This is a genomic window from Nocardioides sp. Leaf374 (assembly GCF_916862475.1).
Classification (GTDB): Bacteria; Actinomycetota; Actinomycetes; order Propionibacteriales; family Nocardioidaceae; genus Nocardioides; species Nocardioides kribbensis.
Window position 1 is genome coordinate 19,023 of sequence record NZ_CAKASO010000022.1, and the last position, 22,870, is coordinate 41,892.

Consider the following 22,870-nt stretch of genomic DNA (forward strand, 5'->3'; position numbering starts at 1 on the left):
GCGTCGGTCACGAGACGACGGTACGCCGCACCTCGGGCGTCTGCTCGCCGTCGTCGGGCCCGGGGGCCGGGTCGCGCCACGGGAGCGGCTCCTCGCCGGCGACCTGGCGCACGAACTCGCCGAGGTACCACTGCTGGAAGCGGCGCTGCTCCGGGGTGCGGGCCAGCGACAGCAGCCGCTGCTCGCGGCAGAAGACGTCGGCCATGTCGAGCAGGTCGATGAACTGCTGCATGCTGCCCGAGGCCGCGCGGGAGACGAGCAGGTCGAGGTCGAGGTGGGTGCGGCCCTCCGCGACCGCGCGGTCGACGTCGGGGCCGACCGAGCCACCGCGCAGCTGGCGCTCGAGGTCGCCGAAGAGGTCGGAGAGGTCCTTGGCCAGGGGGTACTCCGACTCGTGGGCCAGCGCGAGCAGCCGGACCTCGCGGCGCAGCTCGCGGAAGTGGCGCTGGAAGGCGACGTAGCGGTCCAGCGGCACACCGTGCACCGACACCGCGACCGGGTCGGACGGCACGGCGGGTGGCTGCTCGAGCCCGGTGACGACGCCCTCGGCGCCGTTGTCCTCGGCGAACTCCGCGGCCGGCTCGAACCACACCGTCTTGCCGTCGGCCTCGATCTCGGCTCCCCACGCCCGGGAGCACCGCGCCACGATGCTCAGCCCCCGGCCGAAGGTGAGCAGCAGCGACTCGACGTCGTCGTCGTCGGTCTCGCCGGTCTCGGTCGGGAGCACGGGGCGCTCGGGGGAGCCGTCGCGGACCTCGACGCGGGGGTGCTCCACGGTGCCGCGCACACGCACCTCGATGGGGGGCGAGCCGTGCAGCAGGGCGTTGGTGACCAGCTCGGAGACCGCCAGCTCGGTGCACTCGACGAGCTCGTCGCGGCCGATGTCGCGGCACGTCTCGACCACCCAGCGGCGTGCATTCTGCACGCCCCGGGGACCGGAGCCCAGGGAGAGGGCGGGCCGGTTCAGCGGCACGGACGGCTCCAACGGTGCGAAGAGATCGGGTGGCGGGTCCGGACCACGAGGTCCGGCGGACGACCGGCGGCCGGGGCCCCGCGGCGGCGGGTGCCGCACGAGGACAGCGGCAGGTGGGTGCCAGTCCCGTGCCGACTACCCGCGGGCCTGCGCGGGCAAACCTGCGTCGTTGAAAGTTTTCCCACCCGAGTGCCGCGTCGTCGGGGGCGTGTGGCGAGGGCCACGGGAGCGGCCGCGACGACCACCCGGGAGGGTGCTGTGAGCGACCAGACGGTGGCCCAGATTAGAGATGCGACGCCCTGCGCGGGAGAATGGGGCAGACGCCCCGACCGAGAGACGTCGCCTCCGTCCCGGCAGCCACCAGAGAGGTCCCGACATGGCAGCCAGCCCAGTCCCCGCACCGACCGCGACCAACCCCTCGACGGGCAAGCACCGCGTGGTCGTGATCGGCTCCGGCTTCGGCGGACTCTTCGGCACCAAGGCGCTCCGCCGCTCGGACGTCGAGGTGACGATGATCGCCAAGACGACCCACCACCTCTTCCAGCCGCTGCTCTACCAGGTGGCGACCGGCATCCTCTCCGAGGGCGAGATCGCCCCGCCGACCCGCGAGATCCTGCGCAGCCAGTCCAACGCGCAGGTGCTTCTGGGAGAGGTCACCGACATCGACCTCGAGGCCCGCACGGTCACCTCCCACGTCCTGGGCCGCCCGACGGTGACCGCCTACGACTCGCTGCTGATCGCGGCGGGCGCGGGGCAGTCGTACTTCGGCAACGACCACTTCAGCGAGTTCGCCCCCGGCATGAAGAGCATCGACGACGCCCTCGAGCTGCGCGGTCGCATCTTCGGCGCCTTCGAGATGGCCGAGCTGGGCGCCCAGCGCGGCGAGAACGTCGACCACCTGCTCACCTTCGTGGTCGTCGGCGCCGGACCGACCGGTGTCGAGATGGCCGGCCAGATCGCCGAGCTGGCCCACCGCACCCTGCGCCGCGACTTCCGGGCCATCGAGACCCGCTCGGCCCGCGTGATCCTCGCCGACGCCGCGCCCCAGGTGCTGCCGCCCTTCGGCGCCAAGCTGGGCGAGAAGACCAAGACCGAGCTGGAGAAGCTCGGCGTCGAGGTCATGCTCGGCGCGATGGTCACCGACGTCGACGAGCGCGGCCTCGAGGTGAAGTACAAGGACGGTCGCACCGAGCGGATCCAGTCCGTCACCAAGATCTGGGCCGCCGGCGTGCAGGCCAGCCCGCTGGGCAAGACGCTCTCGGAGCAGACCGGCGCCCCGCTCGACCGCGCCGGGCGCATCGGGGTCAACCCCGACCTCACCCTGCCCGGCCACCCCGAGGTGTTCGTGGTCGGCGACATGATCGCCCTCGACAACCTCCCGGGCGTCGCCCAGGTCGCGATCCAGGGCGCCAAGTACGCCGCCAAGGAGATCGACGGCCGGGTCAAGGGCAAGCCCGCCCAGGAGCCGTTCAAGTACTTCGACAAGGGCTCGATGGCCACCATCAGCCGCTTCCGGGCCGTGGCGATGATCGGCAAGATCCGCCTCACCGGCTTCATCGCCTGGCTGATGTGGCTGGCCGTCCACCTCGTCTACATCACCGGCTTCAAGAACCGCGTCACCGCGGTGCTGCACTGGTTCGTGTCGTTCCTCGGCCGCGGTCGCTCCGAGCGCACCTCCACCGAGCAGCAGATCTTCGGGCGCAACGCGCTCTCGCGACTGCGAGGGGGCGCGACCGACCTGGTGTCCGCGCCGGGCTCCTACGAGGCCTCGCGCGAGCTGCTCGAGACCACGCGGCGCGCCGAGCTCGAGGCCCAGGCCGTCGAGGAGGCCCGCCTCACCGACGCCGGTCAGCGCGGCGTCAAGACCGGCGAGCGGGTCTGAGGCAGACCGCCACCGCGGGGGCGTCACCGGAGCAATCCGGTGGCGCCCCCGTCGGCGTCTGCGGTCCACTGGCCCCGTGACCGAGCTGCGCCGCCCCGACGCCCGCCTCGCGACGAGCTGGGCGCGGGCCCTCGCCGACTTCGGCGACGAGCACCCCGCCGGCAGCGGTGTCTGGCTCCTGCCGCCGGCCCTGCGGCGCCACCTGACCCCGGCCGGCTGCCACGCGTGGGTCGAGGCGCTCACGCCGTACGCCGACCGGTCGGTGGCGCTGGGCGAGGGCCCGCACGGGCCGCTGGTGCACTCCACCTTCTGGTGGATCGTCGACACGGCGGGCGGGGGCGAGGAGGTCGTGGGCTTCCTCGACCTGCGCCACGAGCTGACGCCGTACCTGCTCGAGACCGGGGGGCACGTCGGCTACTCGGTGCGGCCGGCCCGGCGTCGTGAGGGTCACGCCTCGCGTGCGCTCGCGCTCGCGGTGGGTGAGGCGGGGGAGCTGGGGCTCGACCGCGTGCTGGTGACCTGCGACGTCGACAACGTGGCCTCGGCGCGCACGATCGAGCGCTGCGGCGGGGTGTGCGAGGACGTGCGGGGCGACAAGCGCCGCTACTGGGTCGCCGTGCCCGGAGCGCCCGGCGGGCGAGCGCCCGACGCTCGGTCGGACGTCGGACGTCGGACGTCGGACGTCGGACGTCGGACCGGGGGCCGGGTCAGAGGTCGGGTCGGTAGTAGCGCAGCACCTCGGTGAAGCCTCGGGGGTCGACCATGGAGGAGTCGATCTCCACGGGGGACATCCCGCGCCGGTGGATCAGCACCCGCCAGCCGCGGCGTCCGGGGGTACCGAGCAGCTCGATGTCGGTGTAGCGGTTGGCCAGGTCGAAGACCTGACGACCTCCGCCGCGCCGGATCTCGAGCTGGCCGCCGCGCACCGAGAGCCGGGGCGGGCTGGAGCCGGCCCACACCGCCCACACCACCGCGGTGGACAGCAGGGCGATCCCGGCGAGGCCCAGGCGCTCCTCGGTGCGGACCTGCCAGGCCTGCCAGGCGAGGTAGCCGCTCGTCACGACCCCGGCCAGCACCAGCAGGCCCACCAGTCGCCGCAGCGCTGCGCGCGGCGCGAAGTCGACCTGGGGTGGGGGGCCGCTCGGGGCCGGCCGCGGCGGCGTCTCGCCGCGGGTCTGGTGGGCGAAGTCGCTGAACACCGACCGGGCCGCCGCAGGCGTACGCCGGGGTGCCGCGCCTGCCTCCGGGGTGGCGGCGGGTGCGTGCGTGGGGGCGGGACCGGAGGGGACGGGTGCGGGCCCGGTGGGCGCCGCCGCCGGTGCCGGCGCGGCCGGCTGCCGGAGCCGGGCGAGCCTCGGAGGCTTCTCCTGCTTGGCGGGTCTGGCGGGTTTGGCGGGCTTGGCCGGCTTGGCGGGGCGGGGGGCCGCCGAGGCACTGGTGGCAGGCGCCGTCCGACGTCGGTCGGAGGCCGGGTCGGTCTCGCGCTCGGTCGGCGAACTCGGCGAACTCGGTGAACTCGGCGAGACCGGCGAGACCGGCGAGACCGGCGAGACCGGCGAGACCGGCGAGACGGGCGGGGTCGGCGTGGCGGCGCGTGGCGGGGTGGTGGGTGGAGCGGCCGTCGCGGCGAGGAAGTCGAAGACGGCGCGGCCGGCGCTCACCGCGTCGGCGCGCGTCGTCGTGGGCGGGGGGTCGGTCGGGACGGCGGTGGTGACGGCGGTGGTGACGGCGGCGGGAGTGGGGTGGTTTCGAGACGCTCGCTGCGCTCGCTCCTCGACCACCGCGGTGGGGGCTGGTGCCCGTTCCTCGGGCCTCGGGGTGGGGGCTGGTGCTCGTTCCTCGACCGTCGGGGTGGGGGCTGGTGCCCGTTCCTCGGGCCTCGGGGTGGGGGCCGGTGCTCGCTCCTCGGCCGCCGGGAGCGGGGCGGGGCGGTCGAGGAGGTCGACGATGGCGCGACCCGCGGCCACGGCGTCACCGGGCTCCGCGGGGGGGCTCGGCTCCGGCTCCGGCTCCGGTGCAGCGTCGACGACGGGGGCGGGCTCGGGGAGAGCGTCAGCGGGGGCGCCCGCCGTCGAGTCGGCCATGGTGTCGGGGACCGTGTCGGGGGCCGTGTCGCCCGTGTCGCCCGTGTCGCCCGGGTCGCCCGGGTCGCCCGGGTCGACCGCGACGGCGTCGCTGGCCTCGGTGGCGCGGCGGCGGGCGAGGAGGCCGCGGCGGGGCTCGGGCTTCGGTCGGCGCGCCGAGGGGATGATGACCGGCTCGAAGTCGGCGAGTCCGAGACCGGGGCGGATGCCACCCGAGGGGGGCAGCGGGCGGGCGGGGGCGGCGTCGTACGCGTCGAGCTCGCGGCTGGCGGCCGGGACCGGGGCCGGGGGCAAGGTGGTGCTGTCGCACCGCTCGGAGGCCGGGGCGTCGGCGCCCTCGGGCGGTGCCGGCCGACCCGTGCGCTCCCGCAGCGCCGCGCCTTGGCGGCGCAGCTCCGCAGCGCGCGCGTCGGCGCCGCCGTCGCGGTGCGTGAGCCACCGGTCGACGAGGTCGGCGCCGGCCTCGTCGGGTGTCGCGTCTGCCATGGACGGCAAAATACGCGGATCCGGGCCGCGGCGAGGCTGAACGCAGCAGACCGCGCCGCCACGGCGCACCCGCCGACGGGCACGTGCCGCCACGGTGCGGCGCACCTCCGTAGAGTGCGAGCCGACGCCGGGGCCGCCCGGCAGGAGAGGCCCCGGTGACCGCGACCGACCAGGACACCCCCGGCGACGCCGGGCTCAGCGCCGACGAGCTCGTGGCCGTCGCCGCGGTCATGACCGAGGCCGGCGAGCCGCCGGCGGCGCCCCTGCGGGCGCGCCTCGTCTCCGGCGGCCGCTCCAACCTCACCGTCCGCCTCGACGACGGCGAGGCCGCGTGGGTGCTCCGTACGCCGCCGCGGGCGGGCCGGACGCCGTCGGCGCACGACGTGGCCCGCGAGTTCCGGGTGACCAGGGCCCTGGGCCGCGCGGGGGTCCCCGTGCCGCCGGCGGTGGCGCTGAGCGAGGACGAGTCGCTCATCGGCGGTCCCTTCGCCGTGGCCCGCTTCGTCGAGGGCCGCTCACTGCAGTCGGCCGACGACCTCGCCGGTCTGCCCGACGACCGGGTCGAGGCGGCTGTGGCGGCCCTGGCCGACGCCCTCGCCCGGCTGCACGAGGTCGACCACGTCGCCGTCGGCCTCGAGCGCTTCGGACGCCCCGACGGCTATGCCGCCCGCCAGCTCAAGCGGTGGTCGGGCCAGTGGGAGATCGTGGGCGAGGCCCAGCCCGAGCCCGTGCGCCGCGCGGCCGCGGCGCTCGCCGCCCGCCTGGGGGAGCGCCTGCCCGAGCAGCGCTCCACCGGCATCGTGCACGGCGACTACCGCATCGACAACACGCTGCTGCGCGTGCCCGCCACCGGCCCGGTCGAGGTCGCGGCGATCGTCGACTGGGAGCTGTCGACGATCGGCGACCCGGTCGCCGACGTGGCGATGATGTGCGTCTACCGCCACCCGGCCTTCGACCAGGTGCTCGGCTTCCCGTCGGCCTGGACCGAGCCGCGCGTGCCCGACGTGGCCGGCTTGGCCGCGGCCTACGAGCGCGCCGGGGGCGTGCCGCTGGTCGACCTCGAGCGCCACCTCGCCCTCGGCTACTACAAGCTCGCCGTCATCGCCGCCGGCATCGACCACCGCCACCGCGCCGCCGGGGGCGAGGGGCTCTCCTCGGCCGGCGAGTCCGTCGGCCCCCTGCTGGACGCCGGACTGGCCGTCGACCCCGACCCGGCCTGACCCGGCCGGCCTGACCCGGCCCCGGGGCCCGGCCGATGTTCTGCGGAGGCCGCGCGGTGACGTCGTGTGCGCACTCTGCGCGGCTGCGGCAGCCGGACAGCATTCAGAGCCACGTGGATCGCGCAATGCCCGGCCCGGGGCGTGCGTGGATCACGCAATTGCGCGATCCGCGAGGCCCCAGGCCCCGGGCCCCGGGCCCCGGGCCCCGGCGCGTGATGATTACGTTGCGCGGCGCCGAACCGGCGGAGGAGCCCGGCCGATGCTCTGCCGAGGAGCCCGGCCGACGCTCTGCGGAGGCCGGGCGATGACGTCGTGGCCGGACTTTGCGCGGCTGCGGCAGCCGGTCAGCGTCCAGAGCCGCCTGGATCGCGCAATGCCCGGCCCGGGGCGTGCGTGGATCACGGGACGGCGTGATCCACGCGGCCATCCGACGTCGGCCGTGGACGTCGGGCCCCGACACCGGCCCCGACACCGGCCCCCGACACCGGCCCGCGACACCGGCCCGCGACACCGGCCCCCGACACCGGCCCGCGACCCCGGCCCCCGACACCGGCACCCGACCTCGGCACCCGGACCTCGGCCCCCGGACCTCGGCCCCCGGACCTCGGCACCTGGACGCCGGGCGAGGGCGGCCGGGGCCGGTGGCAGAGTGACGGCCATGGCGCCCCACGACACCTCAGCCGCCGTCGACCCCTCCCACGACACCGACCCCGGCGCGTCCCACGTCGGCTACGCGTTCGCCGACGGCGTCGCCCGGATCACCCTGGTCGACGCCGACCGCGGCAACCCGGTGCACCTCGACTCCGTCGACCAGCTCTTCACCGCCGTACGCCGCGCCGCGGCCGACGACGCCCGGGTGGTCGTGCTCGCCAGCACGGGGCGCTTCTTCTGCGTCGGCGGCGACGTCGCGGCCTTCGCGGGGGCCGAGGACCTGCCGGGCTACGTCGACGAGCTCGCCGACCGCCTGCACCGCGTGGTCTCCGAGCTGGTGCGCAGCGAGGCCGTCGTGGTCTCGGTGGTGCAGGGCGCGGCGGCCGGGGCCGGCTTCCCGCTCGCGGCCGCCGCCGACCTCGTGCTGGCGGCCGACACCGCGACCTTCAGCCTCGGCTACACCCGCCTCGGACTGTCGGTCGACGGCGGCACGAGCATGCTCACCCACACCCTCGGCCTGCACCGGGTGCTGCGCCTGGCGCTGCTCAACGACCGGCTCACCGCGGCCGAGCTGCTCGACGCCGGTCTCGTGGCCCGCGTCGTGCCGGCGGCGGAGCTCGACGCGTGCGCCGAGGGGGTCGTGGCCACGCTGGTGGCGGGCTCGGCCCCGGCGTACGCCGCGAGCAAGCGGCTCCTGCGCGGCGCGGTCGAGGAGCACCCCGAGGCCCGGCTGCGCGCGGAGGCGCTGGCCATCCGGGAGCTGGCCGGCGGCGCCGACGGCCGCGAGGGCGTCGCGGCCTTCGTGGCCAAGCGCACCCCCACCTTCGGGGCCTGAGCCCGGCCCGCTGCCGGGTCAGCCCCGGTGGGCCTCCGCGGCCAGGGCGAGCGCCTCGTCGAGGTGGTCGACCAGGTCGCGCGGGTCGTCGTAGACCGCGACGGCCCCCGCCTCGAGCAGCTCGGCGGTGCCGATCCCGCCGCAGCGCAGCCCCAGGCAGGGCACCCCGGCGGCGCGGGAGGCCTCGACGTCCCAGACGGCGTCGCCGACCGTGACCGCGCGGGTGGCCTCGACGCTCTCCAGGGCGATCTCGAGCAGGTCGGGGGCGGGCTTGCTGGCCTCGGCGTCGGCGCCGGCGACCTTCTCGTGCAGCAGGTGGTGTGAGCCCTCGACCAGGTCGAGCAGCTGCTCGGTGTGCTCCTTGGCCCCCGAGCTGGCGAGCACGACCTGCAGGCCGCGCCCGCGCAGCGCCTCGAGCAGGGCGGCGGCGCCGTCGGTGGCGCCGATCTCGCCCGTGCGGCGCTCGACGTCCTCGTCGTGCAGCGCGCGCACCCGGTCGCCGACGGCCCGCTCGGCGGCGTCGCCGGCGACGTGGGCTACCAGCCGGTCGCCGCCCAGTCCGATCGCGCGGTGGAGGCGGTGCGAGGCGACGTCGAGCCCGACGGCGGCGAAGGCGGCGCGCCAGGCGAGCACGTGCACGTAGACGGAGTCGACGAGGGTGCCGTCGAGGTCGAGCACCACCGTGTCGACGGTGGTGGCGGGGGCGTCGGGCCAGGCGGGTGTCGTGGGGGTCATCCCACCCACCGTGGCACGGGTGCGCGGGGTCGCCGTTCACCCCGAGGGGCGTGGGTCGTGGTCGGTGCCGCTCCTACCGTCGGAGGGGAGCCGGGAGGACCCGGTGGCCGACCAGGAGGAGACGACCATGCCCGCCGCGAAGAAGCCCGGCCCCAGCGTCAAGGACGACGAGCTCTACGAGAAGCTGCGCGAGGAGGGCAACAGCAAGGAGAAGTCGGCGCGCATCGCCAACGCCGCCGCCGCGAGGGGCCGCTCCGCCGTCGGGCGCAAGGGTGGCTCCTCGCCGGCCTACGAGGAGTGGACGGTCGAGGAGCTGCGCGAGCGCGCGGCCGAGCTCGACGTCGAGGGCCGCTCGTCGATGAGGAAGGACGAGCTGGTCGAGGCGCTGCGCGAGCACTGACCGGCCGGCGGAGGGACCCCACGGCCGCGTCGTGCGGGCCCGCGCGGGACGGCGCCGTCGCCGGGCAGGTCTAACCTGGGTCCAGGCCCCCTCGACGGCGTGACGCCAGGTCGCGCTCGGCGGAGGGCCGGGAGGGCTCCCGCGCCCATGAGCACGACCAGATCCACGGGCCACGGTCCGGCCTCCGGCCCCGGCGGCGACCCGCGCCGGCGCATCCCCGCCCTGCTCACCGCGATCGACACGGCTCGCGAGCGGCTCCAGGTCGAGCTCGAGCAGCGCGCGGCCGGGTCCCGCGAGGCCGAGCAGGCCCGCCACGCCCTCGTCTCGGCGCTCGAGGCGTACGCCGCGGCGCTGGCGGCCGCCCACCTGCCGATGCCCTACCGCCTCCACGCCGAGCTGCGGCTCCAGCGGGGTCTGGGCGGCAACTGACCGACCGGGACGCCCGGCCCGGCGCGCGGGGGCGCGCCGGGGTCGTCCCGGGCGGCTCAGGGGGCCGCGGCGCGCAGCTTCTCCAGCAGGGGCTCGGCCGCCTCGGCCAGGAAACGGTCCTGGTGCACGTCGCCGACCTGCACGAGGGCGACGTCGGTGAAGCCGGCCTCCCAGAAGGCGCCCACGGCCTCGACGATCTTGTCGAGGTCGGGCCCGCAGGGGATCGAGTCGGCGACGTCGTCGGGCGTGACGAACTGCGTGGCCCCGGCGAAGCCGGCCGTGGTCGGCAGGTCGCTGTTGACCTTCCAGCCGCCGGCGAACCAGCGGAACTGCTCGTGGGCCCGGGCCACCGCCTGCTTCTCGTCGGGGTCCCAGCAGATCGGGATCTGGCCGATGGCGCGGGCGCCGTCACCGATCCGGGTGGCGCCCTCGACACCGTTCCAGGTCTGGACGAGGTCGCCGAGCGGCTCGGTGGCGACCAGGTCGTCGGCGATCGGCGCGAAGTGCTCGATGCCCTTGTCGCCGGCCACCGCCAGCGCCAGGCGCACCCGCTCGTCGTCGCCGGGCAGGTCCCACAGGCGCGAGCCGTCGACGGAGAAGTGCTCGCCGTGGAAGGTGAGCAGCTCCCCGGCCAGCAGGCGGCGGATGATCTCCACCGCCTCCACCAGCATCTCCTGGCGTCGCGCCACGGGCGGCCAGCCGCGTCCGACGGTGTGCTCGTTGAGGTTCTCCCCGCTGCCCAGGCCGAGGGTGAAGCGGCCCTGCGACAGCAGCGCCATGGTCGCGGCCTTCTGGGCCACGACGGCGGGGTGGTAGCGCATGGTCGGGCACGTCACGTAGGTCATCAGCTCCACGCGCGAGGTGACCTGGCTGATCGCGCCGAGCACGCTCCACGCGTAGGGGGCGTGGCCCTGCTCGGTCAGCCACGGGGAGAAGTGGTCGCTGGAGACCTCGAAGTCGAAGCCGGCCCGCTCCGCGGCCGCGGCGTACTCGACCAGCTGGCGCGGGCCGCTCTGCTCGGTCATGAGGGTGTAGCCGATGCGGGACACGTGTCCTCCTGGCCCGTCGGGTGTGCCGGGGGCGTCGTCGTGGTCGGGCCCTGCCACGCTAGGTCGGCGCGCCACCGGTGACGTCCACCCGCGGGGGTGACCGCGGCGGCCGGCCCCCTCGCGTCCACCGCCCGCCCGCCCGCCCGCCCGGCCGCCCGCCTGCCGCCCACCTCTGAGGGTGATCGGGGGGCCCGGCCGCCGCCGTACGGTCGAAGGACGGGCCCGCGCGACCGCGCCGACCCGCCTGCTCGCATCGGAGGATCATGGATCTCGGAATCACCGGACGCACCGCCCTCGTCACCGGGGGCGACTCCGGCATCGGCTGGGAGACCGCGCGCATCCTGCTCGACGAGGGCGCCACGGTCGTGCTCACCGACCAGGACGCCGACTCCCTCGCCGAGGCCGCGGCCCGGCTCGACGCCCCCGAGGGGCGCCTGCACCACGTGGCCGCCGACCTGTCCACCGACGAGGCCGTCAAGGAGCTCGCCGGGTCGGTCACCGACCTGGTCGGCGACCTCGACATCCTCGTGCAGTCGGCCGGCATCACCGGGGCCCAGGGCCTCTTCCACGAGATCGACGACGAGGGCTGGACCACCACGCTCACCGTCGACCTGCTCGCGCCGATCCGTCTCACCCGCGCCTTCCTGCCCGGCCTGCGCCGCGGCGGCTGGGGCCGCATCGTCTACCTCGCCTCCGAGGACGCCGTGCAGCCCTACGACGACGAGCTGCCCTACTGCGCCGCGAAGGCCGGCGTGCTGGCCTTCGCCAAGGGTCTCTCGCGCAGCTACGCCGAGGAGGGGCTGCTGGTCAACTGCGTCTCGCCCGCCTTCATCAAGACGCCGATGACCGACGCCATGATGGAGAAGCGCTCGAAGGAGATCGGCTCCAGCGTCGACGAGGCCATCGAGAGCTTCCTCGACGAGGAGCGGCCCTACATGGAGCTGGGCCGGCGCGGCCTGCCCGAGGAGGTCGCCTCCGTGGTGGCGTTCCTGTGCTCCGACCGCGCCAGCTTCGTCAACGGCTCCAACTACCGGGTCGACTCCGGCTCGGTCGCCACCATCTGACGACCCACCGACCGACCCACCCCAGGAGGGCACCGACGTGCACCACGACTACGACTTCCTCATCGTCGGCGGCGGCATGGTCGCCGACGCTGCGGCCAAGGGCATCCGCGAGCAGGGGAGCGAGGGCACCATCGGCATCCTCGGCGAGGAGCCCACACCCCCCTTCCCGCGCCCGGCGCTGTCGAAGAAGCTCTGGACCGATCCCGACTTCACCTTCGACGACGCCGCCATGCACACCTCGGAGGAGACCGGCGCGACCTTCCACCTGGGCAGCCCGGTGACCGGCGTCGACACCGAGGCCCGTACGGCGACCACCGCGGCCGGCGACACCTTCGGCTACGGCACCCTGCTGGTGGCCACGGGCGGGCGCCCCCGCCGCATCGAGGGGCTGGAGCCCGGCGACCGGGTGCTCTACTTCCGCGACCTCGCCGACTACAACCGCCTGCGCGAGCTGGCCCAGGGCCGCCCGCGGGTCGTGGTCGTCGGCGGCGGCTACATCGGCAGCGAGATCGCGGCCGCGCTGTCGCAGCACGACTGCGAGGTCACCGTCGTGCACCCCGGCGAGGTGCTGGGCGACCACGTCTTCCCCGACGCGCTGGCGCGGCGCTTCGAGTCGCTCTTCACCGACGCCGGGGTGCGCGTCCACGGCGGTCTGAAGGCCGTCGGCGGGCGCGAGGACGGCGACACGGTCGTGGTCGAGCTCTCCGACGGGTCCTCGCTGGAGGCCGACGTCGTGGTGGTCGGCCTGGGCATCAGCCCCGACACCGACTTCCTGCCCGCCGACGTGGCCCGTGCCGACGACGGCGGCGTACGCGTCGACGAGCGGCTCACCACCTCCGTGCCGGGCGTGCTCGCCGCCGGCGACGTCGCCGAGTACCCCGACCGGATCCTGGGGCGCCGTCGCGTCGAGCACGTCGACAACGCCGGTGAGATGGGCTCCGCGGTGGGGCGGATCATGGCCGGCTCCACCGAGACCTACGACCACACGCCGATGTTCTACTCCGACGTGCTCGGTGTGGGCTACGAGGCGGTCGGCACCCTCGACGCCTCGCTGGAGACCGTCGTCGACGAGCGCGACGGGGGAGCGGTCGTCTACTACCTCGACGACGAGGAGGTGCGCGGCGTCCTGCTGTGGGACGTCGAGGTCGACGGCGGACTCGACCAGGCCCGCGCCCTCCTCGCCGAGCACGCCCGCCCCACCGACGCCGAGGCGCTCGTGGGCCGGATCGGCTGACGCCCGGGGGTCTCACCCGGGCCCCCTGACGACGACACCGCCCCGACACCCGGATCTCCAGGTGTCGGGGCGGTGCTGTGCGGGTAGGCTGCACAGCGAGGCCCGCCCGGGTCCGGTCGTCCCCCCCACGTCCGGCCCGGGCGGGCCTCTCTGCACGCAGGACAGCGGGCGTCCCGGTCGTGGCCGGGACGCCCGCTGCCGCTCGCTGCTCGGCCGCTGCTGCTCAGTCCTCGCTGACCTGGGTGCGGAAGCCCGAGCGCTCGGCGTGCATCGTCCAGAGCTTCTCGGCCAGCACGTCGGGGTCCTTCTCGGGGTCGCCCTCGACGATCGCGCCGCCGATGATGAGCTGGGCCACGTGGATGCCCTCCTCGGCGAGCACCTCGTGCAGCAGCTCGGCGTAGGCGGCCTGACCGGCGAAGGCGATCGAGGTGCCGGTGACGTTGCGTCCGGGCTTGACGGCGGAGCCGCCGTTGACGAAGAGGATCGTGCCGCGGCCCTCACCGTCCTCCTTGGGCAGGAACCGCATGCCGGGCACGACCTGGTGCACGGCGGCGACGGGGCCGTAGATGGAGAACTCGACCGGTCCGACGAGGTCGGCGGGAGTGGTCTCCAGCACCGGTCGCATGAAGTCCTTCTGCGGCAACGGGCTGTACTGGAGCACCTCGATGGGCCCGAGGGTCTCGGTCACCTGCTCGAGGGCGGCGGCGATCGAGGCGGGGTCGCGCACGTCGGCGGCGAAGCCCTGGGCCTGCACGCCGTCACCGGCGAGGTCCTCGGCCAGCAGGTCGAGACGGGCCTGGTTGCGCGAGATCAGACCGACGCTGAAGCCCTCGCGCCCGAAGCGCCGGGCGACGGCGGCGCCGAGGCCGCGCCCGGCCCCGATGATGGCGATCGTGGTCATGCGGTGGCCTCCTGCGGGTGGATGTCATGGGTCATGACATCCACGGTGCCCCGGGGCCGGGGGGTGCAGGAGACCCAAGCGGGTGACCGGGCCCGGCGGGCCCGGCGGTCCGGTCAGGAGGCGGAGACGTCCACCAGACCGCCGCGGGCCGGCTCCATGCCCAGGCCGTGGCGCAGGCCCCAGGCCACGGCCTGGGTGCGGCGCTCGACACCGATCTTGCGGTAGGCGCCACGGATGTAGGTCTTCACCGAGTTGATCGAGAGGTAGAGCTGCTTGCCGATCTCGACGTTGGTGTGACCCTGGGTCACCAGCGAGAGGATCTCGGCCTCGCGGGGGGTGAGCCCGGCGCGGGCGCCGTTGGCGGTGGCGCCGACCACGGCGTGCGGGGTGCGGTCGAGCGGGCGGCTGGGGCGGGCCGCCGTCGGGGTCGTGCGCAGCGCACGCTCGATGGCGTCGACGAGCTCGTCGGCACCGAGCGTCTTCGACAGGCGCACCTGGGCGCGGCTGCTGCCGGGCGCCTGCGGGTCGCGCCAGGTGTAGACCACGGGGCGGGCCTGGCCGGAGGTGGCGAGGCGACGCACGAGGTTCTGCCCGGTCTGCGAGAGCTTGACGGGCTCGTAGAGCACCACGTCGACCGCGGTCGGGTCGTCGAGGGCGGTCTCGGTGTCGACGAGCTGGACCCGGTCGGCGTGGGGGGCGAGCAGGGAGGCCACGCCGGCGGCGACGAAGGGGTGGTCGTCGACCAGCGCCACGACGAGCGGCCGCTTCTGCGGGACGGCGTGGATGCCGCTCGTGCGGGGCTTGTGCGAGGTGGTGGTGAGGTTCATGGTTCTGCCGCTCCTGGGTTCTCGGGCCGACACCCGGGCTGAAACTTAGACAAGGTGTTGGGACTTATATTCCAAACTTAGACAGACTGTGTCAAGATCATCCACAGTTCGACACGAAAGTTCGACAGCGAGTCGAAGCCCCCGCTCGACGAGAGGCCCCAGATGACCGAGCAGCGACACGACCACGGTGCGTGCTCCACCTCCATCGACTCCCTGCTGCGCGCCACGGCCCGTGGCGACGAGGCCGCCTTCGGCCGGCTCTACGACCGCAGCGTGCGACTCGTGCTCGGCGAGACCGTCCGACGCTGCTCGGCCCGCGGCGTCACCATCGACGACTGCGCCGGTCGCGCGCTGGCCGAGGACCTCGTCGTCTCGGTCTACCTCGACGTGTGGGCCCGCGCCGGCCAGTACGCCGGCGGCGACCACGGCTGGCGCGGCGGACTGCGCAGCGCCGAGCGGCCGGTGGCCCCGGCGCGTCCCGACCCCTGGCGCTGGCTCTTCGACCTGGTCGCGGCGCGGGTCGAGGCCGACCTGGCCTCGGGCTCCACCGTCGGTGCGCGGCTGCGGGACGCGTCGTGAGCGGCCAGGCCGGTGGCGCCCCTGCGTCGTCGCTGCCCCCGGGGAGCGCCCACGGCGCCGGACTGAGCGTCAGTGACCTGGCCGAGCGCACGGGCGTGGCCGCCGCCACCCTGCGCGCCTGGGAGAGCCGGTACGGCTTCCCGGTGCCCGAGCGGCGCCCCAGTGGCCACCGTCGCTACGCCGAGGCCGACGTGCGCGCGGTCGAGGGGGTCCTGGCCCGGCGCGAGTCGGGGCTGACCCTGTCGGCAGCGATCGAGGAGGTCCGCCGCGAGCGGGAGGCCGAGGAGGAGCCGCGCGGCACGTCGGCGCGGCCGCAGTCGGTCTTCGCGACCGTGCGTGCGGGACACCCCCACATCCCGGTGCAGCGGCTGGGCAAGTCCACGCTGCTCGCCCTGTCCTGGGCCATCGAGGACGAGTTCTGCGCCGTCGCCGACCGCCCGCACCTCTTCGCCGCCTTCCAGCAGGCCCAGCACTACCGCGCGGCCGAGCGTCGCTGGGGCGAGCTGGCCCGGCTCTCGCGCTCGGCGTGGGTCTACGCCGACTTCCCCGACCACGGCGAGGAGCCGGACGGTCCCGACGTACGCCTGCTCGACGGGCCGACGCGGGTCACGCTCGACCAGCGCTCGCCGCTGCTGCGGGAGTGGGCGCTGGTGTGCGACTCCCAGGAGCTGCCCGCGCTGCTCAGCGCCTGGGAGCTGCCCGGCCAGGACCGTGTGCCCGACCGGCAGCGGATGTTCGAGTGCGTGCTGTCCTTCGAGCCCTCCGCGGTGCGCGCGGCGTCGCGCTGCTTCCTCGACGCCGCCGGCGAGGCCGGTGTCGGGTCGGCCGCCCCCGTGCTCCGCGAGCTCGACTCGACGGCGCTGGCCGACCCGACCGACCTGGCCTCGGTCAGCACCCTGGTGGCCCGGCTCCTCGGCTACGTCGACCGTCTCTCCTCCCGCTGATAGCCGCCTGACCCGCCCGGTCTCGTCGCGCCCCGTTCACGACGGGGTCGCGGCGGGGTCGGCGCCACGTCCTCGGGCGCTCCTAGCGTCGCGGGATGACCCGCCTGGAGCCCACCCCCGCCACCCGGGACCACCTGCTCACGCCCGGGGTCGTGCTCGCCGCCACCGGCGGCCTGGTGCTGGTGGTCGTCTCGGCAGCGCTCCTGCAGGTGCACCGGGGCTTCCTCGACCTCGAGGTCTACGCCTTCGGCGCGCGGACCCTGCTCGACGGGGGCCACCTCTACGACGGGGACGACCCGGCCACCGGTCTGCCGTTCACCTACCCGCCCTTCGCGGCGTTGCTGATGGCCGGGCTCGCGCTCCTGCCCCTGCCGGTCTCGGCCGCGCTGTGGGCGGCGACCGGCGTGCTCGCGCTGGCCCTGGTGGTGCACGTCGTGCGACCCGCTCTCGAGCCGTGGGCCGTCCTCGGCGTGTGCGTCGCGGCGCTGGCCCTCGAGCCGGTGCGCGAGACGCTGACCTTCGGGCAGGTCAACCTCCTCCTCATGGCGCTGGTCGTCGTCGACCTGCTCGGTCCGCGCCACCGGTGGAGCGGCGCACTCGTTGGGCTGGCCGCCGCGGTCAAGCTGACCCCGCTCGTCTTCGTGGTCCTGCTGCTCGGCACCGGGAGGCGGGGAGACGCCGCCCGCGCCGTGGCGGCGGTGGTGGGAGCGGGGGTGGTCGGGGCGCTCGTGGCCCCGCGGTCCTCGTGGGACTACTGGACTTCGGTGCTCGCCGATCCCGAGCGGCCGGGCAGCCCGGCCTTCGCCACCAACCAGTCGGTGAGCGGTGTGCTGGCCCGCGCGCTCGGCGGGCCGGCGCCGACCCTGCTGTGGCTGGTCGTCGCCGGCGCGGTCTCCCTCGGCGTGCTCGCGCTCGGCTGCGTCTGGTGGCGTCGTGGCGACCCCGCGCTCGGGGTCGGCCTGGCCGCCGTGGCCATGCTGCTCGCCTCACCGATCTCGTGGTCGCACCACTGGGTGTGGGCGCTGCCGGTGGCGCTGGTGCTGCTGGAGCGCGGGCCGCGGTGGGCCGCCGCGGGCTGGGCGGCGGTGTTCGTGCTCGCCCCCTTCTGGCTGCTGCCCCACCGCGACGACGCGGAGTACGCCTGGGGCCCGGCCCAGCAGGTGGTCGGCAGCGCCTACGTCGTGGCCGGTCTGCTGCTCGCGGCGGGGGCGGCGCTCGCGCTGGGCCTCGCGCGTCCCGCGCGCCCACCCTCTCCGTCCGACGACGACTGAGGCGGCACGGTCGCGGTAGGCCCCGTGGGACTCGAACCCACAACCAAGAGATTAAAAGTCTCCTGCTCTGCCCATTGAGCTAGGGGCCCGCCGTCGCCGAGCGACGGAGCGGCCAGTATCACCCATGCGCTCCCAGACCCCGCTGGTGCGGTGCGGTGCACCCGTCCGTCACGCTCCTGACGCCGAACCTTCACGGGGTCGATCCACAAAGTCTCGTCCGGATCGTTCGGTTCCGGCTCCGGCGGGGTAGGGTCGGTGCTAGCAACAGATGCAAGTTCCAGCTGGTCTGACGCCTGCGGAGTTTGTGATCCAACGGCGTTTCTGCTTTGTGGTGTTCCACTAGGTCGGAGCGACGTGTCACCGCATCAGTTGTGGGGTCGTCGAAGTGACGGCCTCTCGTTCCGATAACAGGAGTAACGAGCACATGGCTCAAGGCACCGTGAAGTGGTTCAACGCTGAGAAGGGCTTCGGCTTCATTGCGCAGGAGGACGGCGGCGACGACGTCTTCGTGCACTACTCGGCGATCCAGACCCAGGGCTACAAGTCCCTCGACGAGAACCAGAAGGTCGAGTTCGACGTCACCCAGGGCCCCAAGGGCCCCCAGGCGGAGAACGTTCGCCCCGTCTGATCCAGACGTGCACCGGTCGGCCCGCTGACCGGTGAAGCACCACCCGAGGCCCCACCCCCGTTCCCGGGGGTGGGGCCTCGTGCGTGCGTCGGGTCCCGTCCGCGGGGCCCTGCGGCGCACGTGTGGGCCATGTCGCACCACCCGATATGACCAGATCGGCCCCCGCCGGGTTTGATCCTGGGGGTCGTCGGGCACGCTTGGTCCTGATGAACAGGTACGAGGTGAGCGGGGGAGCGGTGCACGATCAGTTCGATGTGTCGCTCGAGGACGCCGACCTGCTCGGCGAGGTCGAGCTGACCACCAACCTCATCATCGCTGCGAGCGAGTCCGACGAGCACCTGTCGCAGACGACGATCGACGAGATCCTCGGGATCGACGCCGCCGACGCCGAGCCCGGCACCCAGGCCGGCTGACCCGTCCCCCTGCGTCTCCCGCACCCGCGCTCGTGCGGGTGCTCCGGTGCGCCCGCGCGCCCCGAGACGCCGACGCCTTGAGGTCGATACCCTAGGGGGGTATCGTCGAGGGTATGGACGAGGCGACCGGCCACCAGCACGGCTACATCCAGCGCAAGGACGACTACCTCAAGCGGCTGCGCCGCATCGAGGGCCAGGCCCGCGGCCTGCAGCGGATGGTCGAGGAGGAGAAGTACTGCATCGACATCCTCACGCAGGTCTCCGCGATGACCAAGGCGCTGCACGCCGTCTCGATCGGGCTGCTGGAGGAGCACATGAACCACTGCGTCGTCGACGCCGCGCGCGCCGGCGACGACGAGGCCCGCGAGAAGGTCGCCGAGGCCGTCGAGGCGATCGCCCGACTGGTCCGCTCGTGACCGCCCACCACCGGCAGCAGCACCACGACAGCGAGGAGCACGAGATGAGCACCACCAGCACCTGGACCGTGACCGGCATGACCTGCGGCCACTGCGTCGCCTCGGTCACCGAGGAGCTCGAGGAGATCGACGGGGTCGAGCAGGTCGAGGTGACCCTCGAGGGCGGCCGCGTGGAGGTCACCAGTGGGCGCGAGCTGACCCGTGACGAGGTCGAGGCCGCCGTCGCCGAGGCGGGCTACGCCCTGGCCTGAGCCGCACCCCCACCCACTGCAGCACCCACCCCGGCCCCACCTCCGACCCACCTCACCCCACCCACCACGTCGCCCCACGCAGGGAGGAGCCCGCGATGAGCACGCCCGACCTGGAGCACCCGGCCAGCCGCCCGGCCGACCACGAGGTCGACCTGGAGATCTCCGGGATGACCTGCGCGTCGTGCGCGAACCGGATCGAGCGCAAGCTCAACAAGCTCGAGGGCGTGAGTGCGAGCGTCAACTACGCCACCGAGAAGGCCCACGTCGTCGCGCCCCCCGAGGTCAGCGTCGAGGACCTGCTGGCCACCGTCGCCGCCGCGGGCTACGCCGCCACCCCTCCACCGTCACCTGCTGACCGCAGGACCGACGGGGGCGAGGGTGCCGACGGCCCCGGCAGCCACGAGGAGCGTGCCGACGCCGAGCTCGGGGCGCTGCGCCTGCGGCTGCTGGTCTCCGTGGCGCTGAGCCTGCCGGTGGTGGCGATGGCGATGGTGCCGCCGCTGCAGGTCGACGGCTGGCAGTGGGTCTCGCTGGTCCTGGCCACGCCGGTCGTGCTGTGGGGTGCCTGGCCCTTCCACCGTGCCGCGCTCGTCAACCTGCGCCACGGCGCCACGACCATGGACACCCTGGTCTCGGTCGGGGTCACCGCGGCCTACGCCTGGTCGGTGGTGGCGCTGGTCTTCGGCAGTGCCGGGGAGAGGGGCATGACCCACGGCTTCGAGCTCGGGGTCGGGCGCAGCGACGGTCTGGGCAACATCTACCTCGAGGCCGCCACCGGGGTCACGACCTTCCTGCTGGCCGGGCGCTGGTTCGAGAAGCGCTCCAAGCGGCGCGCCGGCGACGCCCTGCGGGCCCTGCTTGAGCTCGGGGCCAAGGACGTCACCGTGCTGCGCGGCGACGTCGAGACCACCGTGCCGGCGGCGAGCCTCGCGGTCGGGGACGTCTTCGTCGTCCGCCCGGGTGAGAAGGTCGCCACCGACGGCGTCGTCGAGCGCGGCACCTCCGCCGTCGACGCCTCGCTGCTCACCGGCGAGCCGGTGCCGGTGGAGGTCGGTCCGGGCGACGAGGTCACCGGGGCCACGGTCAACGCCGGCGGCCGCCTGGTCGTGCGGGCCACGCGGGTCGGCGCCGACACCCAGCTGGCCCAGATGGCGCGTCTGGTGGAGGAGGCGCAGAGCGGCAAGGCCGAGGTGCAGCGCCTGGCCGACCGGGTCTCGGCGGTCTTCGTGCCGCTGGTGATCGCGCTCAGCCTCGCCACGCTCGCCGCCTGGCTGCTGCTCGGCTTCCCGGCCGCGTCGGCGTTCACGGCGGCGGTCGCGGTGCTGATCATCGCCTGTCCGTGCGCGCTGGGCCTGGCCACGCCGACCGCGCTGCTGGTCGGCACCGGCCGCGGCGCCCAGCTGGGCATCGTCATCCGCGGCCCCGAGATGCTCGAGTCGACGCGCCGGGTGCAGACGGTGCTGCTCGACAAGACCGGCACGGTGACGACCGGCCGCATGACCCTGGTCGACGTCGTCGCCGCCCCCGGCACCCCCGAGCACCTCGTACGACGCACCGCCGCGGCCCTCGAGGCCGGCTCCGAGCACCCGATCGCCCGCGCGGTCGTGGCCGGTGCGCAGCAGGGTCACGCCGCGGAGGGGCCGCTCCCGCGGGTCGAGGGCTTCGCCAACCGCGAGGGTCTCGGAGTCGTCGGCACGGTCGTCGAGGCCGGCGCCCCCGCGGCCCCCGCGGTCATCGGGCGCCTCACGCTGCTGGAGCAGGAGGGTCTCGGCGTGCCCGGGGCCGTCCGCGCCGCGGTCGAGACGGCGGAGGCCTCCGGGCGCACCCCGGTGGTCGTCGGGTGGGACGGCGAGGCGCGCGGCGTCCTGGTCGTCTCCGACACCGTCAAGCCGGGGGCGGCCCAGGCCGTGGCCGAGCTGCGGGCGCTGGGCCTGGATCCCGTGCTGCTCACCGGCGACCACGAGCGGGCGGCGCGCGCCGTGGCCGCCGAGGTCGGCATCGAGCGCGTGGTGGCCGGGGTCCTGCCCGCGGGCAAGGTGGAGGAGGTGCGGCGGCTGCAGGAGCAGGGGGTGGTCGTCGCCATGGTCGGCGACGGCGTCAACGACGCCGCCGCGCTGGCCCGGGCCGACCTCGGCATCGCGCTCGGCACCGGCACCGACGTGGCCATGCAGGCCGCCGACCTGACGCTGGTCAGCGGCGACCTGCGGACCGCGGCGACCGCCGTACGGCTGGCGCGGCGGACCCTGGGCACCATCCGGGTCAACCTCTTCTGGGCCTTCGCCTACAACGTCGCGGCGCTCCCGCTGGCCGCCCTGGGCCTGCTGACCCCGATGATCGCGGGGGCCGCGATGGCGCTGTCGTCGGTCGTGGTGGTCTCCAACAGCCTGCGGCTGCGCGCCTTCCGCTGAGCGACCGGACCCGACCGGCCCGGACCTGGCGGGCGCGGACCCGGCGGGCGGGTCAGCAGGTGGCGAAGAGGACCGGGCCGGTCGAGAGGTCCGACAGCACGAAGGAGCCCTCGGCGGGCGTGAGGTCGGCGACGACCAGCGGGCCGTCGGCGGTGACGGAGTCGACGGCGAAGCGGTCGGTGAAGTCGCCGCCCTGGCCCGGCGCCGGCCCCTCCAGGAGGGTGGCGCGCGCGTCGGCGTTGCGGCGGGCGCGGTCGTCGTCGGAGAAGCCCAGCACGAGGCGGGCGCCGAGGCCGGGCTCGAGGGCGAGCGCGAAGACCTCCAGCGGGTCGACCTCCCCGGCGGCCCCGACCAGACGCTCACCCTCGGCCTGCTCGGCGGGGTCGGCCTGACCCATCGCCAGCGACGCGCACGCGAACTCCCCGGGGTAGACGGCGGCGGCCAGGGGGTCGCCCCCGGAGGAGCCGTCGACGAGCGCGTCGACGGCGCGGGACACGTCGTCGTCGGTGCCGTCGTCGTCGAGGCCGTCGACGACCGAGGCGAGGTAGGCGGCGTCGTCGCCGGTCACGACGAGGTCGCGCTCGGCGACGAGGGCGACGTACTGCAGGGTGGGCGAGGCGTTGTAGCCGGTCTCGAGCGAGGCCCGGGCGAGGGCGTCGGCGCCCTCCCACACCCCGTCGTCGGACTCCGGGCGGGTGTAGCCGAGGCCCTCGAGCCGCTCGCCGAGCGCCTCGACGTCGGTGCCCTCGGCCAGCCCGACGAGGTCGGCGCCCCCGGTGGTGGACTGGGTGAAGAGCTCCCACTCCACGCTGGCCGGCGACCAGCCGAGCTCCTGCTGGAGCAGCGAGGCCGACTCGGCCTGTGCCGTGGTCGAGGCCAGGTCGAGGTCGTAGGCCTCGGAGAGGAAGTCCTCGACCTGCTCGGGGCTGGAGGAGGCGTCGACGTCGGAGCCGACCTCGGCGCGCACCCCGGCCCAGTCGGTCCAGGAGTAGCGCTGCACGTCGTCGGGCGCCAGCGCGACGGCACGCCGTAGGTCGCTGTCGCCGCCGCCCCACACGCGCAGCGCCACCGCGACGCCGCCGCCGACCAGCACCAGCACGACCGCCACCGCCACGAGGAGCCGCACCGGCACACGACGGGTGGCACGGGGCACGGCGGTCCTCCTCGGGGGCGGGCGGTGGTGTGAGACT

General features: G+C 75.0%; 23 protein-coding genes and 1 tRNA gene. 16 read left to right on the forward strand and 8 right to left on the reverse strand.

Going from position 1 to position 22,870, the window contains the following annotated elements:
* Positions 1–7: 7 nt before the first annotated feature.
* Complete coding sequence (locus tag LPA27_RS11360; protein WP_228942492.1) at positions 8–973, reverse strand: ATP-binding protein; 966 nt, start codon at positions 971–973, stop codon at positions 8–10.
* Positions 974–1,349: 376 nt separating this feature from the next.
* Between LPA27_RS11360 and LPA27_RS11365 the strand changes: the two genes are divergently transcribed.
* The gene (locus LPA27_RS11365; protein WP_056863386.1) at positions 1,350–2,855 is read left to right on the forward strand and encodes an NAD(P)/FAD-dependent oxidoreductase; all 1,506 of its coding nucleotides are present in this window, start codon (positions 1,350–1,352) and stop codon (positions 2,853–2,855) included.
* A 76-nt stretch (positions 2,856–2,931) separates the two neighbouring features.
* A complete protein-coding gene (locus tag LPA27_RS11370; RefSeq protein ID WP_228942493.1) occupies positions 2,932–3,600 on the forward strand; it encodes a GNAT family N-acetyltransferase in 669 nt (222 codons plus the stop codon).
* On the opposite strand, the gene LPA27_RS11375 is transcribed toward LPA27_RS11370, so the two are convergent.
* A complete protein-coding gene (locus LPA27_RS11375; protein WP_228942494.1) occupies positions 3,563–5,425 on the reverse strand; it encodes a hypothetical protein in 1,863 nt (620 codons plus the stop codon). The genes LPA27_RS11370 and LPA27_RS11375 overlap by 38 nt on opposite strands.
* Positions 5,426–5,580: 155 nt before the next feature.
* Between LPA27_RS11375 and LPA27_RS11380 the strand changes: the two genes are divergently transcribed.
* On the forward strand, positions 5,581–6,645 hold the full coding sequence (locus LPA27_RS11380) for a phosphotransferase family protein (protein WP_228942495.1): 1,065 nt from the start codon (positions 5,581–5,583) through the stop codon (positions 6,643–6,645).
* A 658-nt stretch (positions 6,646–7,303) separates the two neighbouring features.
* Complete coding sequence (locus LPA27_RS11385) at positions 7,304–8,131, forward strand: enoyl-CoA hydratase/isomerase family protein (RefSeq protein ID WP_228942496.1); 828 nt, start codon at positions 7,304–7,306, stop codon at positions 8,129–8,131.
* 18 nt (positions 8,132–8,149) lie between these two features.
* Here the strand turns inward: LPA27_RS11385 and LPA27_RS11390 are convergent, their stop codons facing one another.
* A complete protein-coding gene (locus LPA27_RS11390) occupies positions 8,150–8,866 on the reverse strand; it encodes an HAD family hydrolase (protein WP_228942497.1) in 717 nt (238 codons plus the stop codon).
* 127 nt (positions 8,867–8,993) lie between these two features.
* Here LPA27_RS11390 and LPA27_RS11395 point away from each other — a divergent pair, with 127 nt between their 5' ends.
* The gene (locus LPA27_RS11395) at positions 8,994–9,266 is read left to right on the forward strand and encodes a DUF7218 family protein (RefSeq protein WP_228942498.1); all 273 of its coding nucleotides are present in this window, start codon (positions 8,994–8,996) and stop codon (positions 9,264–9,266) included.
* A gap of 147 nt (positions 9,267–9,413) precedes the next feature.
* The gene (locus tag LPA27_RS11400) at positions 9,414–9,695 is read left to right on the forward strand and encodes a hypothetical protein (protein WP_056863391.1); all 282 of its coding nucleotides are present in this window, start codon (positions 9,414–9,416) and stop codon (positions 9,693–9,695) included.
* Positions 9,696–9,751: 56 nt separating this feature from the next.
* On the opposite strand, the gene LPA27_RS11405 is transcribed toward LPA27_RS11400, so the two are convergent.
* Positions 9,752–10,744 (reverse strand): TIGR03557 family F420-dependent LLM class oxidoreductase, encoded by a 993-nt coding sequence (locus LPA27_RS11405; protein WP_228942499.1) that lies wholly within the window; start codon positions 10,742–10,744, stop codon positions 9,752–9,754.
* Positions 10,745–11,007: 263 nt separating this feature from the next.
* On the opposite strand from LPA27_RS11405, the gene LPA27_RS11410 reads away from it, so the two are divergent.
* The gene (locus LPA27_RS11410) at positions 11,008–11,808 is read left to right on the forward strand and encodes an SDR family NAD(P)-dependent oxidoreductase (protein WP_228942500.1); all 801 of its coding nucleotides are present in this window, start codon (positions 11,008–11,010) and stop codon (positions 11,806–11,808) included.
* A 37-nt stretch (positions 11,809–11,845) separates the two neighbouring features.
* Positions 11,846–13,042 carry an NAD(P)/FAD-dependent oxidoreductase gene (locus LPA27_RS11415; RefSeq protein WP_267477207.1) on the forward strand — a complete coding sequence of 399 codons (1,197 nt, stop codon included), beginning with the start codon at positions 11,846–11,848 and terminating at the stop codon, positions 13,040–13,042.
* Between the two features lie 223 nt (positions 13,043–13,265).
* Here the strand turns inward: LPA27_RS11415 and LPA27_RS11420 are convergent, their stop codons facing one another.
* On the reverse strand, positions 13,266–13,943 hold the full coding sequence (locus tag LPA27_RS11420) for an SDR family NAD(P)-dependent oxidoreductase (RefSeq protein WP_228942501.1): 678 nt from the start codon (positions 13,941–13,943) through the stop codon (positions 13,266–13,268).
* A gap of 113 nt (positions 13,944–14,056) precedes the next feature.
* Positions 14,057–14,770: a helix-turn-helix transcriptional regulator gene (locus LPA27_RS11425; RefSeq protein ID WP_228942502.1), complete on the reverse strand. Its 714-nt coding sequence runs from the start codon at positions 14,768–14,770 to the stop codon at positions 14,057–14,059.
* 162 nt (positions 14,771–14,932) lie between these two features.
* Between LPA27_RS11425 and LPA27_RS11430 the strand changes: the two genes are divergently transcribed.
* The 3 genes from LPA27_RS11430 (at position 14,933) to LPA27_RS11440 (ending at position 17,564) form a co-directional block, all read left to right on the forward strand.
* Complete coding sequence (locus tag LPA27_RS11430; RefSeq protein WP_228942503.1) at positions 14,933–15,349, forward strand: hypothetical protein; 417 nt, start codon at positions 14,933–14,935, stop codon at positions 15,347–15,349.
* Positions 15,346–16,293: a DICT sensory domain-containing protein gene (locus LPA27_RS11435; protein ID WP_056903374.1), complete on the forward strand. Its 948-nt coding sequence runs from the start codon at positions 15,346–15,348 to the stop codon at positions 16,291–16,293. The genes LPA27_RS11430 and LPA27_RS11435 overlap by 4 nt, the downstream gene beginning before the upstream one ends.
* A 95-nt stretch (positions 16,294–16,388) precedes the next feature.
* Entirely contained in the window at positions 16,389–17,564 is a 1,176-nt protein-coding gene (locus LPA27_RS11440; RefSeq protein ID WP_056863398.1) for a glycosyltransferase 87 family protein, read from the forward strand.
* Between the two features lie 16 nt (positions 17,565–17,580).
* Here the strand turns inward: LPA27_RS11440 and LPA27_RS11445 are convergent.
* A tRNA-Lys gene (locus LPA27_RS11445) sits at positions 17,581–17,653 on the reverse strand.
* 335 nt (positions 17,654–17,988) lie between these two features.
* Between LPA27_RS11445 and LPA27_RS11450 the strand changes: the two genes are divergently transcribed.
* The 5 genes from LPA27_RS11450 (at position 17,989) to LPA27_RS11470 (ending at position 21,680) form a co-directional block, all read left to right on the forward strand.
* A complete protein-coding gene (locus LPA27_RS11450; protein ID WP_056863399.1) occupies positions 17,989–18,192 on the forward strand; it encodes a cold-shock protein in 204 nt (67 codons plus the stop codon).
* 206 nt (positions 18,193–18,398) lie between these two features.
* Positions 18,399–18,605: a hypothetical protein gene (locus LPA27_RS11455; RefSeq protein ID WP_228942504.1), complete on the forward strand. Its 207-nt coding sequence runs from the start codon at positions 18,399–18,401 to the stop codon at positions 18,603–18,605.
* Positions 18,606–18,718: 113 nt separating this feature from the next.
* Positions 18,719–19,021 carry a metal-sensitive transcriptional regulator gene (locus LPA27_RS11460; protein ID WP_056863400.1) on the forward strand — a complete coding sequence of 101 codons (303 nt, stop codon included), beginning with the start codon at positions 18,719–18,721 and terminating at the stop codon, positions 19,019–19,021.
* Between the two features lie 44 nt (positions 19,022–19,065).
* Positions 19,066–19,272, forward strand: coding sequence for a heavy-metal-associated domain-containing protein (locus LPA27_RS11465; protein ID WP_056863582.1), 207 nt, complete (start codon positions 19,066–19,068; stop codon positions 19,270–19,272).
* A 95-nt stretch (positions 19,273–19,367) separates the two neighbouring features.
* A complete protein-coding gene (locus LPA27_RS11470; protein ID WP_056863401.1) occupies positions 19,368–21,680 on the forward strand; it encodes a heavy metal translocating P-type ATPase in 2,313 nt (770 codons plus the stop codon).
* A 52-nt stretch (positions 21,681–21,732) separates the two neighbouring features.
* Here the strand turns inward: LPA27_RS11470 and LPA27_RS11475 are convergent, their stop codons facing one another.
* Positions 21,733–22,833, reverse strand: a complete 1,101-nt coding sequence (locus LPA27_RS11475) for a hypothetical protein (protein ID WP_228942505.1) — start codon at positions 22,831–22,833, stop codon at positions 21,733–21,735.
* Positions 22,834–22,870 lie beyond the last annotated feature (37 nt).

Bases quoted from the DNA above. Each gene is read 5' to 3' on its own strand.
- LPA27_RS11365 (WP_056863386.1), top strand. From the start codon at position 1,350: ATGGCAGCCAGCCCAGTCCCCGCACCGACCGCGACCAACCCCTCGACG.
- LPA27_RS11375 (WP_228942494.1), bottom strand. From the start codon at position 5,425: ATGGCAGACGCGACACCCGACGAGGCCGGCGCCGACCTCGTCGACCGG.
- LPA27_RS11385 (WP_228942496.1), top strand. From the start codon at position 7,304: ATGGCGCCCCACGACACCTCAGCCGCCGTCGACCCCTCCCACGACACC.
- LPA27_RS11390 (WP_228942497.1), bottom strand. From the start codon at position 8,866: ATGACCCCCACGACACCCGCCTGGCCCGACGCCCCCGCCACCACCGTC.
- LPA27_RS11395 (WP_228942498.1), top strand. From the start codon at position 8,994: ATGCCCGCCGCGAAGAAGCCCGGCCCCAGCGTCAAGGACGACGAGCTC.
- LPA27_RS11400 (WP_056863391.1), top strand. From the start codon at position 9,414: ATGAGCACGACCAGATCCACGGGCCACGGTCCGGCCTCCGGCCCCGGC.
- LPA27_RS11410 (WP_228942500.1), top strand. From the start codon at position 11,008: ATGGATCTCGGAATCACCGGACGCACCGCCCTCGTCACCGGGGGCGAC.
- LPA27_RS11420 (WP_228942501.1), bottom strand. From the start codon at position 13,943: ATGACCACGATCGCCATCATCGGGGCCGGGCGCGGCCTCGGCGCCGCC.
- LPA27_RS11425 (WP_228942502.1), bottom strand. From the start codon at position 14,770: ATGAACCTCACCACCACCTCGCACAAGCCCCGCACGAGCGGCATCCAC.
- LPA27_RS11430 (WP_228942503.1), top strand. From the start codon at position 14,933: ATGACCGAGCAGCGACACGACCACGGTGCGTGCTCCACCTCCATCGAC.
- LPA27_RS11440 (WP_056863398.1), top strand. From the start codon at position 16,389: ATGACCCGCCTGGAGCCCACCCCCGCCACCCGGGACCACCTGCTCACG.
- LPA27_RS11450 (WP_056863399.1), top strand. From the start codon at position 17,989: ATGGCTCAAGGCACCGTGAAGTGGTTCAACGCTGAGAAGGGCTTCGGC.
- LPA27_RS11455 (WP_228942504.1), top strand. From the start codon at position 18,399: ATGAACAGGTACGAGGTGAGCGGGGGAGCGGTGCACGATCAGTTCGAT.
- LPA27_RS11460 (WP_056863400.1), top strand. From the start codon at position 18,719: ATGGACGAGGCGACCGGCCACCAGCACGGCTACATCCAGCGCAAGGAC.
- LPA27_RS11465 (WP_056863582.1), top strand. From the start codon at position 19,066: ATGAGCACCACCAGCACCTGGACCGTGACCGGCATGACCTGCGGCCAC.
- LPA27_RS11470 (WP_056863401.1), top strand. From the start codon at position 19,368: ATGAGCACGCCCGACCTGGAGCACCCGGCCAGCCGCCCGGCCGACCAC.